Here is a 12,358-nt window from a genome sequence, read left to right as displayed (position 1 = left end):
ACTTGATCTGACCAATCTACTGTTTGTACCTGCTCACATCGATCTCCAGTTTTTTGATCCGGTGCCACAGGCTGCGGACCGGGATACCCAGGAGATCGGCGGCCCGCACCTGGACGCCCTGGGTCCGCTGCAGGGCATCCTCGATAATGGTCTTCTCAATCCGTTTGAGCCGTTCATTGAGGTCCAATTCTTCTTCCCCCCCATCCACAGCGGGCAGCGTTCTGCTCATCTGCGGCGGCAGATGGCCCGGCTGGATCTCCCCTTCCCCGGCAAGCAGACTCCCCCGCTCCAGGCAATGCAGAAGTTCACGCACATTTCCGGGCCAGGCATGGGACATGAGCACCTGTCTGGCCTGATCCGAAACAGCGACCTTTTTGCCGGCGCGTTCAGCGAACCAATCGACGAACAGGGGGATGTCTTCCAAACGATCGCGCAGGGGAGGCAGTTCGACAGGAAAGACATTGATCCTGAAATAGAGATCTTCCCGGAACCGTTTTTCCCGAACCTCCTCGGGCAACAGCTTGTTTGTGGCGGCAATGACCCGCACATCGACCTTGATGGGCTTCCCTCCCCCTACCCGTACGATCTCTCTGTCCTGCAAAACCCTCAGCAGTTTGGCCTGGGCATCCAACGGCATATCCCCGATCTCATCGAGAAAGATGGTCCCCCCTGATGCCTGTTCGAATTTCCCCCGTTTGACGGCCGTCGCTCCGGTAAACGCCCCCTTCTCATGGCCAAAAAGCTCGCTTTCCACCAACGTGTCCGGGATGGCTGCGCAATTGACCTTGATCAAGGGGCCTTCCTTGCGATCACTGTTGGCATGGATCGCCTCCGCCGCCAGTTCCTTGCCGGTCCCGGATTCGCCCATGATGAGGGCGGTGGTGTCGCTTCCGGCCACCACGAGCATCTGGGAAAACACCGCTCGCATGGCCTTGCTCTCCCCAACCATATCCGGAAAATGCGTCTTGCTCTCCCCCCGGGTGAGCATATCGGTCACCCCGTCGAGAACCCGGGTGAACCGCTCGAGCTCGTTGCGCGGGGGTGCCTTCGTGTCCTCCGTGACGGTTTCCGGATCCTGCGCCGACTGTTTATTCTTGATTTCCTCGACCCGGGCTGCAAACTCCTCGAAAGGCCGTATCATCATCTTCATGATCACGTAGGCAAGGACATACGAGACAACCCACACCGCAAGCCCCCAAAAGCGGAGGGCCCACGAGGATTGCGAATAATACCCGGAAAGAAGGGAGGCGAGCAAAAAGGAGAGGAGGGAAAAACCACTGAAGATGACAGGGACAAGAAAACGCAGGCTCAGAACAACACGAATGTTTTTAAAAGAAAAGCTGAAGCTGGGGGTATGGTGTTCGGGCATGGATAAAAGAAGTTTTAGGTGTTAGGTGTTAGGTGTTAGGTGTTAGGGACACATGAGACAGGAGACGGGAGGCTGGAAAAGTGAATGCTTAGCGAGCTTGCGGGGTTAGCAGACCTTATGCAAGGCTGAAGGGAATAGGTCGTGAAGTGCGCACTGTGTACTGCGCACTTCATTTATCGAACCATCTGTGTCAGATCCCACATGGGCAGGAAGATGGCCAGGGCAAAGAAGCCGACCACTGCTGCAAGGCCGACGATGAGAATCGGTCCCAGGTTGGTCGACATCTGGGCAACCGCATACCCAACCTCATCGTCATAGTGGTTGGCCACCTCCTGGAGCATCTCCTCGAGATTCCCGGACTCTTCGCCAATGGCGACCATGTTGATGACCATAGGGGTAAAATACTTGGCCTGGCTCAGGGGCCCCGAAATCCCCCTTCCCTCTTTGAGGAGTTCCTTGATCCTGTCGAATTCCTTGGAAATGGCAGCATTACCGATGGTCAAAGACAAAATATCCAATGAATCGAGAACACTGACGCCGCTGGACTGCAGAATGGCAAAAATGGACGCAAACCGTGACATAGCCGATTTGCCGAATACAGGCCCCAGGATGGGCACACGCAAAAGCACACGGTCACGCATGAGCCGCCCGATGGGTGTCTTGAAATAGTAACGTAATCCGAGAACCGTTCCAACTACCCCGCCGATGCACAGATACCAGTATGTGGAAATAAAGGCGTACAAATGCATACAGATAAGCGTGGGCACGGGCAGATCGATCCCTGCTGATTTGAAAATGCCCACAAACTTGGGAATGACCACGGTCAAAAGCACGAAAAAGGCGATCCCCAGGGCGATGAGAACGATGGTCGGATACTGCAGGGCGGACTTGATGTCACTCCTGACCTTGTTTTCATGGTCCAGCAGATAGATAAGCCGATCCAGCACCTCGGCCAACGCCCCGCTGGCCTCACCGGCCTGGATCATATTGCAGTACAGGGGCGAAAAAATCTTTGGATGCTTGCCGAAACCACGCGCAAGGGAGGTCCCGTGTCTGACATCTTCTCCAATGGCCGCAATGGTCTGTTTGAGCTTGGGGTTATCGGTCTGGGCCTCCATGGTTCTAAAAATCTCCATGATCGAAACCCCGGCCTTGAACATGGTCCGGAACTGCTTGGTGAACAGGATGAGTTCCTGGGGTTTTACCTTGGCCATACTGTTCTTGAGCCCGGACATGAAATCGGAATCACCGCCCCCCTTGGACGCGGTGACCTTGGACGGGATATACCCCTTGGCCGTGAGCATCATGTTCGCGGATTCCTCGGAATCCGCCTCGATGGTCCCGCTCACGGTCGTGCCCACATCGGTGATCGCCTTGTACGTATATTTCATAAGATTATACCATCACGGCCCTGGTGGCCTCCTCAAGGGTGGTGGTTCCCTGGAGAACCTTGAGGGCAGCGTCTTCCTTCAGTGTACGCAGGGTGCCATTTTTTTGCATGGCTCGGGTAATTTCCTGTGACGAGGCCCGGTGCAGGATCATCTCCTGGACGTGTTCATCGTTGACCAGGATCTCATAGAGCCCCGTACGTCCCTTAAAACCGGTGTTGTTGCACTGATAACATCCTGCTCCACGCACGAACCGGGCATCCTTGACATCGTCCAGCCCCCAAAACCTGACCAGGGCAGGTTCCGGTGAATACTCCTCCTGACAATAGGGGCAGGTCCTGCGCACCAACCGCTGGGCAATGGAGACAAGCAGTACAGAGGAAATCAAAAAAGGTTCCACCCCCATGTCCACAAACCGGGTGATCGCGCCGGCGGCATCGTTGGTATGCACGGTGGACAGAAGCCTATGGCCTGTCAGGGCGGCCTGGACGGCGATATTGGCGGTCTCATGGTCCCTGATTTCACCGACCATGACAACGTCGGGGTCCTGCCTGAGAATGGAACGCAGCCCGCTGGCAAAGGTCATTCCGGCCTTGGTGTTCAGCTGGACCTGACGGATATTGGGCACCCTGTATTCCACAGGGTCCTCCAGGGTAATGATGTTGATATCCGGGGTATTGAGCATCCGCAGCATGGCGTACAGGGAGGTGCTCTTCCCGCTCCCGGTCGGCCCGGTAGAGAGGATCATACCATAGGGCTTACGTAGGACCTGCTGGACCTTGGCCCGGTCGGCCTCGATCATACCCAGTTCGTCGAGGGTGTGCCCGCCGGCACTCATATCCAGAAGACGGAGGACCACGTTTTCCCCGTAGATCGTGGGCAGGGTGGACACTCGGACGTTGATCTCCTTGTTGTCCATATTGATGGTGAACCGTCCGTCCTGGGGGATACGGGTGTTGGCGATATCCATGTTCCCCAGGATCTTCAATCTGGAGACGACCGGCAGATGCATGGATTTCGGCGGAGAAGGGATTTCCTGAAGGACCCCGTCGATGCGGTAACGGATCTGGACATATTTCTTTTCCGGGCTGATATGCACATCGGAGACCTTTTCCCGGACCGCCTGGGAGAGGATGGAGTTGACCAGCCGGATGACCGGGGCCTCGGCGGCCATGTCCTCGAGGGAGGTCACGGCGACATCCCCAATACCGGCCCCTGTGGGTTCCCCGTCTTCGGATTCCACATCCAGATCGCCGATATCCTCCATGAGGCCGTCCATGCCGGAGCGGACACCATAGAGTCCGTTTATCAATTGGTTGACGTCCTGCTCGGAACAGACGACCGGTTCGACTTCCATGTTGACCATGATCTCGATGGCATCAAGGGCATTGATGTCCATGGGATCGACCATGGCCACGCGCAAAAGGTTGTGTTTCGCCTCAATGGGCACGGCCTTGTACTTGGCAGCATCGTCAGCGGGAAGGTACCTCGCCAGATCCATGTCCAGGGGATAATCATCCGCCTTGTACTTTTTGATCTTCATCTGCCGGCTGATGAGATCGATGACCTGGGATTCCTTGACCATACTCTCGCGGATCAGGTATTCACCAAGTTTCAGTCCCGCCTTTTTATGCTCCCGCAAGGCATACTGCAGCCTGTCCTCGGTGAGCAGGCCGGCATTTATGAGCATTTCGCCAAGACGCATCCGTTTTTTCACGATACCACCTTATGTATTTTCATTCAGGACCGGTGGGCCCCCCCTTCCTGCCCCGAAAACCATACAACCGCCCCCGGGACGCAAAAGGCAAGGGATCAGGGAAGGGTCGAATAAAGGGTCCGGCCCTTGAAATGGTCCCGGCCGATGACAACCGGTTCCCCCCACGCGCGCGCCCTAATAAAACCGCTGGATTCCCCGGCAGCCTGCATGGAACCATACGACGTGTTGACGACCAGGCCAAAGGTGAACCCCGAATCCCCATTCCAGGAGAGAACCATAGTCAGCAGGAAGGGGCTCTGGGTCACATTGCGGTGACTGTACCGTTCACAACATCTGATGGCCCAATCATACGCTCGCTGCAACGAGCCGGTCTCCTTGACGAGGATCCAAAAAGACCGACCGGGTCCGGGCGGATCCGTTTCTGCCGGGGTTGGGAAAGCCAAACGGGTTCCGACCTCCAGGACATCGGGATTTCTAAACGACGGATTACGCCGAAGGATCTCCCTGAGGTACGGCTCGATCTCCTGGGATGTTCTGGCCCCGTAAACCACTCTTATCATTGAAAAAAGGGTCGAATCCCGTCCCGCACGGAGATAGCCCAGTGTCTGCGGGACCTCTGTAACCATTTTTAGCGGATTATGGCCCGGATTCCGGACTTGGGACGGTTTTGTTCCGGACCCAAGGGAGTGTTGCGGCGTGTCGGGAGCGGGTGCGCGCCGCTCTTCCGCTGCGGCCCCTTTTTTTACCCGTGAGGAGTTTGCGGATCCGTGGAGGACATAGTGGTGTACGGGCGGGGGAGGGGAATCCTGTGGGACCGACGCGGAACCACCCGCGGTCTGCGGGTGCCCGGATTCTTTGTCGGCTGGCGACCTGGAAACGGACCAGGGAAATTTTCCCGTCGCACCATAGAGACCAAGACCAGAGGCCATGGCCACGCACAGGACAAGGATTATTCCGACCGCCTTCAACGGAATCTTCCGGCCTGTCGGTACAGTCCGCGCGGCCGCAGAGACATTGCGATAGGCCACCCGTCTCTTTCCCTGCACGATCACATTAAGAAGGATCCTGTGACAAAGATGGACCACCTTACGGGGATACCCCCGGGTCAACCGATAAACGAGCCACATGGCCGGCAAAGAGAAGCCTACCGGACGGTCGGTATCGTTGCTCCGCTCTATCCTGTACTTGACCATGGCCCGCATGTCCCAAAAATTCATGGGACCCAGTCGCAGGAAGCAACTGATCCTATCGCGAAAATTCTCCAGGGAATCCAGGGTGGAGCCAAATTCCTCCTGGGCAAAAATGGCTACCTGTAGGAGCTTGTGGGTGTTGGTCTCGTAATTGAGAAACTCCCGAAGGACCTCGAGACATTCCACGGAGAGTTTTTGTCCCTCATCGATGAGAAGGACCACGGTCGTGTCGTTGGCAACTCCGAGTTCGAAAAGAAGGTTCTTGATCCGTTCCTTGCGCTGCCAGTCGGGAAGGGATCCACCACTCTGCCCGGCAAGCATCTCTTCCATCCCGCGCAAAAAATCCCCGCCCGTTGCGTAGGATGGGTCCAGAACCAGATGCACCCTGACGGACACGTCCTTGCCGAGCCGACGGACCAATTCCCGGGAAATAGTCGTTTTTCCCGTGCCCACGGGCCCCATGACAACGCTCAGTCCCCGCTTGAGCCGGATGGACAGCTCGAGCTGTTGCAAACAGGCCAGCTGAGGGCCCGCCGCATAGAAAAAGGCGGGATCCGGGGAATTGGAAAAAGGTTCCCTGTCAAGACCAAGGAGAGAAAAGTAATCCATGCTGCCGGCCTGGTTGTCATTATCCCGGTGGCCCACATTCCAGCGACCACAACAAAGGCAGAAGGAATTGCAATGGGTCACACACGCGGGAGGAATAGATGATATACCCTTCAGCCCGTGGGCTGGCAACCTCCGGCCGGATCAATACGCCGCGCATTGCGGAACCGGACGGATTCTTTGCTATGGCTGGGCCCCCTCCGGTGTCTGCGGTGCGGAGAAATCGGTCGCGGTCCGCGGAGGAGCTGTCGTGGGGGTGCGGAGAATGGTCGGGGTGACAAAGATGAGGATCTCCTCCATCTTGTCCGTCTTGGAATTACCCTTGAAAAGCCATCCCAGCCCGGGAATGTCCGAAAGCCCCGGCACACCCGAGGTGGAATCGTTCAGGGTCTGCTTGCTGAGCCCGGAGATGACGATGGTTTCGTTGTTCCGGACAATGAGATTTGTATTGGTCTCCTTTTTGAGGATGGTCGGGTTGCCGTCCACCTTCAGCTGATCGCTGAAATCGACCTCGTCCTTTTTGACCAGAATTTTCATCTTCAAATAGGTATTGTCGATCACATGGGGGGTCATCTCCAGACGCAGGACAGCATCCTCGAACTCGACGGTTTTATCACCGTCATCGTAGGAGACATAGGGCACCTTGGCCCCGTTTTCCGTGAAGGCCATCTGATTGTCCATGGTCGTCAATGAGGGGCTCGAAAGAATATTCGCCTTCCCCTTGGTCTGCAGTGCGGTCAGCTGGGCCTCGAGGATATCTCCCCCGATTTCGCCAAGCATGAAATTAAGACCGAGCCCTGCCGTGCCCATGCCCGGGGAGACGATCTGGGAGATGGGAAAGTTGGAAGAAAACCCTGTCCCACTATTGCCCGTACCAAAGAGGTTGGTGCCCGTTCCGTCGTCATCGCCCACGGGATTACCAAAATAGGCCCTGTCCGAACTCCCGGAGAGTTTGTTGCTCCACTGCCCGCCCCATTGCATACCCAAATCCCTTCCGGTCTGCTTTGTGGTCTCCACGATATAGGCCTTCAAAAAGACCTGCTTGGTCGGTCGGTCCAGGGCGGTGACCACCGAAGTGAGCATGTCCATATCGTCCGGCCGGGCCATGATGATCAGCGAGTTGGTGTGCTTGTCGGCAAAAATATTTCCTTTTTCTGAGGCCCCGAGCCCTGTATCCCCCCCCCTCTCCAGGGTGGGATCATCTGCCGTCCCCCCCCCGATGACGGAAAGCAGCGAGGTCCGCAATTGTTCTATATCCGCATACTTGACCTTGATAATCCGCGTCTTGAGGGGTTCCATCTTTTTGATGGCCACGTCCTGCGCCTCGATCTTGGCCTTGACCTCCTCGATGGCCAGTTGCTGTTTCATGTCCTCGATGCTGACCACACGGATGATGTCACCCTCCCACGTATAGGTCAGACCGTTGGACTTGAGCAGGGCGTTGAACGCCTCGGCCCAGGGCGTCTTGAGGAACCGCACGGTCACCAGCCCCTTGATATTCGAATTGATGAGGATATTCTGCTTGGCCGCCCTGGCCAGGGCCTGGAGCACGGCACGGATTTCCGTATCATGGACATCCAGGGTCGTGGGCATGGTCGGCAGGGGTTTGTGGACGACCTTCTTTTGAGCATCCGGTGCGATCTCCTGCATGCTGGAAGAACGATCAATGTCCACACTCTCCTGTGTCAATTGGGGTGAGTACCCTTTGGACTCCCTGGCCAATTTCTGCCATTTTTCAAAAAAGGGGTCCCTGATTTCCTTGTTGCCCCGGCATCCAACGACAACAAACAGAATACCCAGAACGACCATCCCCCAGAGGAGAATCGCTCCAGCCCCCCTATGACGGCGCATGTATTCTACGGATATCATATACTCTCCACACCCTTCTTAAACAACATGTATGCTCTCCAATGTTACGGGGAGACGAGAAACTCCCTGTAGGGGACGACGATCATATTTTTTTCACCCGGCCCCTTGATAAGGGCACTGCGCGTGTCGAGCCGCAACAGGGAATAACCATCCTGGGCCAGAGTATCTCCGGCCTGGTACTCCCTGCCGTTTATCACCCCGACAAACCGGTCCCCGACGAGGACATAGGCAGTATAGTCGAATTGGACCGTTTCCGGCCTGACCTCTTCCCGGACCACCTGCGTGGTCTCCTCGGCACCGAGTTCCACAAAGGGATCCGATGTCCATTGGCGGCCGATGGCCCCAACCAGATACTCTTCGTTCCCGGAAAGCCCTTTTTTGCCCAAAACCGCGGTCACGTCCTTGGTCAGGGCCTCGACATCGGCCATGGACATGGTGGCCGTTGTTCTGGGGGACGTGCCCGGGTCGGAAAAATACATATACCCGCCGATGAGAATGGACACCCCCATAAGGGCGAGAATGATCTGTTCACGTCTGGTCATGATGGTATTATGGCTTGTAAAAAATCTGCTCAGGTAAAACGGACCCAGAGCTCAAGTGAGTACTCCCTGTTCTCCGGAACCGAGTGGACCTGGATTTGCTGGACATGGGCCAGAGAAGGCATCCCAAGCAATCGGACCAGGAATCGTCGGAACCCTGCGAACCCACCACGGACCTTCGTTTCCACCAATATCCGCTGTTTGTCCGCCTCGATGGTCTCCGGACGTGGTGTTGCGGACACGAACTGCATCCCGGCCTTTTCGCACAGCAACTCGAGTTCGTGCCCAAAACCGGAGATATCGCGTTCCGCGGTCGTGGCCGGGTCAAAGGGGATCGTCTTTATAGCCTTGCGTTTTTGGTAGACGCTCAAGAGCCGGCTGTATGTCGGGTAGAGCTTCTCAAACATGGAAATCCGTCCGGTATCCCCAGCGATACGCCCCTGGATCCTTTCAATTTTCGGTTTGTACGTCAGGTGGATACCCAAACCGCCCCCGGCCAAAAGAACGAAACCGATGACAATGAGGAGGATTGTTTTTTGGGGAAGTTTGACCTGTTGTTCGTCCATGTTAGCTACCTACCGGGAATCCAGAGACATCCTGGAAATCCCTGCGTCCTAAAAGGGCCTAGTTGATTGCAATACTCAAGACAAACCGGATCTGTTCCTCGTCCCCGGATTTCACCTTGCGCTGTTTCTGGATGGTTGGATCGGCAAAAATCGGGGAGTCGTCGAGCATGACGATAAAATTGGACAGATACGAATCAAGCATGATCCCACTGCCCACGACGATGCCGTCTAGGATAAGGTTGCCGTTGTTTTTTTCCTCTCCGTTGTTCAGGATGAGGCTGTTTATCTCGACGGAGTCCGGTGTGAGTCGAGAAATCTCCGAAAAAACGGCCAGGGACGAAAACCGCTTTGCATAGGTCCGTAAAAAATCGACCCGTTTTTCCAGCTTGCCGAGAAGCGTTCTCGTCCCCTTGTCGGTGACATCTCCCGAGTATGTGGCGAGTTCGGCGGATAGCCGGTTGTACTCTGCGGTCTTGATCGCAAGGATCTGTTGGTTGTAAACAAAAAAACTGCCAAGCCCCAGAAGCAGGGCCAGAAAAACACCACCCAGCCCCAGGTGGATTTTTTTCAGCTGTAAATCACGGGCTCTTGCTCGGTAATTATAAAGAAAATTCGAGGTCCTGTCCTGATCTGCCAACGCGGCGACACACGCAGGACCATACACCGTTCTGGAAGCGATGGACGAGGGAACCGGCAAGGAGGAATGCAAGGTGGGGGCATCAAAAGGATCAAGAAACCCGGTCTTCATATCCATCTGGGTTCCTATATAGTCGATGATGGTCCTGAATCTGGCAATCTGGCCCACAAAAAGAATTCCTTTCAGTGGAGGGACCTTCATGGTCGTACGGAAATGGTCAAAGGTCCGCTCGAGTTGCCGAACGAGCCGCTGGACGGCGGGCTCGACCAGGGCCATAAAGGATTCGTCAGACATGGCTGGGTCGGTTGGGGCCGGATCGGATCCCTTGTCCCCGTCCCCATGGGCGTCCAGAATGGCGAACGCCTCCTCGAGGGTCATGCCGGAATTGTCCACCCCCATGTCCACTTCCAGGCCGCCCTGGATATCCTCCGGGCCGATATCCACCTGCGTGACCGAACGTTCCTGGATGGATACGGCAAAACTTTCCACACCGGTCTTGATCCTGCGGCTAAAGGCCAGAACATTGTGATAGAAAAGATCGATGCGGCTCCATTCCCGGTCGACCCGAATGACCGCGATCGGGGATGGCTCTTCCCCTTTGGGGACCCTGGCCAGGAGCTGTCCCCCACAGAGAGAAAAGGTGGAGATGCCCGCAAGGGCGATCCCGGCATCGGCGAATACCTTTTTGGCGGTCATGACCCGTTTTTTGGGCACGGTGAACACGCCGCTCCGGAGTTTTTCTATCCCCTTTTCCGTACATTCATCGATGTGGTAGTAGTCGAAAACCGAGGATGTCTCGTCAAATTTTTTCTTGGCCTTGGCCGCCCAATACACGGCCTTGGCGAAATCCTTTCCTTCGACCTTCCGGGGGACCATGACCGTCCACTGGTCGAGGATCTCGGAGCGGAGCATCAACCACGTCGTGGTTTTTTTCAGCCGGAAACGACCGACATACCCTTTATCAACGATACGCTGGACAACGGTACGCAGATCGACCTCGTCGCCCAGCTCGGCCTCGACCATGGCATAGTCGACAATGTGCGGATTCTTCTTCCCCCCGGAAATAGCGACCAGATAGATCCCGGTACTGTCAAAACTAATGCCGACAACGATTTTTCCGGGGTCGGTATGTGCCGGGGCAACGGAAACAGCCCCTGTCTCTTCCGCAACATCCGCGGGCACGGATGGTTGTGACGAACCCCCCGTCTTGACCCCTCGGATGACATCGAGAAGCCGTTCGGTGGAAGAAAGCTCTTTTTTGTTGCTCATGTGAAACACCCGTTATGCGAGACAGGGCAGAAAAACCCCAGAGATATCGTAATTATTCAGGTCAAAATCAGGCAGGAACAACTATCCAAGATGTACTGTTCAATTTGATCACCGGCCCACAAGTTTCAAAAACCGTTGGATTTCAGACAGTTAAGAAACTATAAACCCACATGCTAATGCGGTCATATCCGGTATGCCCACACCCCAATAAAGGCATGAGACGCCCGCTGCGCTCGACTTTCGCAGACAACTGGAATTCCGGCCGCCGGACTGTCGCCGGCAGGAAAGTGTCACCACTCCGTGGATGAGTAACCGCATTGTTGGTACCGATAACCATGCGCGCAGCACCGGCAGTTTTTTCCTGACGACCGTCCGGCAGGGAAAAGAACTCCGTCGGCGCAGTTTTCAGAGCCTTTGTCCGCGCCCGTCGGATAAGTCCAGCTCCCACGGCTGTGAGGGCAGGACGAACGGGGGTCAAAGGTCTTTGATTTCGGGGTAAATTTTCTTGTTTTTTATGGCAGATTTTCATGAGTAAGGTACTAACCACCTGTAATTTATTAAATCTTTTAGAATTCTTAAATTTGCAATTCTGATTCTTGGAAAATATATCTAAAAAGTTACAGGATAACATAAAAAAAGGCCGAAAACATGGAGCGTTTGGATCCCAGCAGCTACGCTAAGCACACCGTTTTTTGGCCCGAGGCCTTTTTTTATGAACTTCTTTGCAAAAAAAATCAAGCCGATATACCCACCGGGGACGGGTACGTTATAGGATCATGCACGTGGATTTGACCACGCGTTGATGCCGGATGTCTGATCATGCGTATCCCCAAGGTACCGGCAGTACTCCTCAAAACAAACGGGTCCTTCATGAGCACCCATAATCAAGAGCCCCCGGGCATCCCCGATGTTTCCTGTGAACAGGCACTATGGAACATTATGTAGCGAGGTGTTATTATGCCAGACATCCACTCCCTTAGTCGAGCACGGCTATTCTAAAATACAATAGCTCTTGTTAAACTACTTGAAAATACGGGGAAAAAGCAATGACATCTTTCTGAAAAGGGAAAAGGAGGCTACAGTGTATATGTGTTCGGAAGGTTATCAGTGAGCTACCGGAAGATGTTTGCATCGGCAAAATCATTACTACCAAACAAACGTGCGATGAACTTTTGTTGACAATTACCGACAAGTATCCTTTGTCGGAT

The 12,358-nt window shown here is 55.1% G+C and carries 8 protein-coding genes; all 8 read right to left on the bottom strand.

The window, feature by feature from the left end; translation table 11 throughout:
* Positions 1-16 precede the first annotated feature (16 nt).
* The 8 genes from ACY692_RS12595 to ACY692_RS12560 all read right to left on the bottom strand — a co-directional run bounded on the left by ACY692_RS12595 (position 17) and on the right by ACY692_RS12560 (position 11,150).
* The gene (locus ACY692_RS12595) at positions 17-1,369 is read right to left on the bottom strand and encodes a sigma-54 interaction domain-containing protein (protein ID WP_462325725.1); all 1,353 of its coding nucleotides are present in this window, start codon (positions 1,367-1,369) and stop codon (positions 17-19) included.
* A 173-nt stretch (positions 1,370-1,542) separates the two neighbouring features.
* Positions 1,543-2,760, bottom strand: a complete 1,218-nt coding sequence (locus ACY692_RS12590; RefSeq protein ID WP_462325724.1) for a type II secretion system F family protein — start codon at positions 2,758-2,760, stop codon at positions 1,543-1,545.
* A gap of 4 nt (positions 2,761-2,764) precedes the next feature.
* Positions 2,765-4,474 (bottom strand): GspE/PulE family protein, encoded by a 1,710-nt coding sequence (locus ACY692_RS12585; protein WP_462325723.1) that lies wholly within the window; start codon positions 4,472-4,474, stop codon positions 2,765-2,767.
* 95 nt (positions 4,475-4,569) lie between these two features.
* Positions 4,570-6,273: an ExeA family protein gene (locus ACY692_RS12580; protein ID WP_462325722.1), complete on the bottom strand. Its 1,704-nt coding sequence runs from the start codon at positions 6,271-6,273 to the stop codon at positions 4,570-4,572.
* A 180-nt stretch (positions 6,274-6,453) separates the two neighbouring features.
* Positions 6,454-8,139, bottom strand: coding sequence for a type IV pilus secretin PilQ (pilQ, locus tag ACY692_RS12575; protein ID WP_462325721.1), 1,686 nt, complete (start codon positions 8,137-8,139; stop codon positions 6,454-6,456).
* A gap of 44 nt (positions 8,140-8,183) precedes the next feature.
* Positions 8,184-8,681: a hypothetical protein gene (locus ACY692_RS12570; RefSeq protein ID WP_462325720.1), complete on the bottom strand. Its 498-nt coding sequence runs from the start codon at positions 8,679-8,681 to the stop codon at positions 8,184-8,186.
* Between the two features lie 29 nt (positions 8,682-8,710).
* Positions 8,711-9,244 carry a hypothetical protein gene (locus ACY692_RS12565; protein ID WP_462325719.1) on the bottom strand — a complete coding sequence of 178 codons (534 nt, stop codon included), beginning with the start codon at positions 9,242-9,244 and terminating at the stop codon, positions 8,711-8,713.
* A gap of 58 nt (positions 9,245-9,302) precedes the next feature.
* Complete coding sequence (locus ACY692_RS12560; RefSeq protein WP_462325718.1) at positions 9,303-11,150, bottom strand: hypothetical protein; 1,848 nt, start codon at positions 11,148-11,150, stop codon at positions 9,303-9,305.
* Positions 11,151-12,358: the final 1,208 nt, after the last annotated feature.

It is taken from the genome of Desulfoplanes sp. (genome assembly GCF_054921335.1).
Note: the sequence above shows the minus strand (reverse complement) of the source record. Positions and strands in the feature narration are given on the sequence as shown.

What these genes read in the sequence shown, in the direction of transcription:
- ACY692_RS12595 (WP_462325725.1), bottom strand. Translation starts at nt 1,369, where the DNA reads ATGCCCGAACACCATACCCCCAGCTTCAGCTTTTCTTTTAAAAACATT.
- ACY692_RS12590 (WP_462325724.1), bottom strand. Translation starts at nt 2,760, where the DNA reads ATGAAATATACGTACAAGGCGATCACCGATGTGGGCACGACCGTGAGC.
- ACY692_RS12580 (WP_462325722.1), bottom strand. Translation starts at nt 6,273, where the DNA reads ATGGATTACTTTTCTCTCCTTGGTCTTGACAGGGAACCTTTTTCCAAT.
- pilQ (WP_462325721.1), bottom strand. Translation starts at nt 8,139, where the DNA reads ATGATATCCGTAGAATACATGCGCCGTCATAGGGGGGCTGGAGCGATT.
- ACY692_RS12570 (WP_462325720.1), bottom strand. Translation starts at nt 8,681, where the DNA reads ATGACCAGACGTGAACAGATCATTCTCGCCCTTATGGGGGTGTCCATT.
- ACY692_RS12565 (WP_462325719.1), bottom strand. Translation starts at nt 9,244, where the DNA reads ATGGACGAACAACAGGTCAAACTTCCCCAAAAAACAATCCTCCTCATT.
- ACY692_RS12560 (WP_462325718.1), bottom strand. Translation starts at nt 11,150, where the DNA reads ATGAGCAACAAAAAAGAGCTTTCTTCCACCGAACGGCTTCTCGATGTC.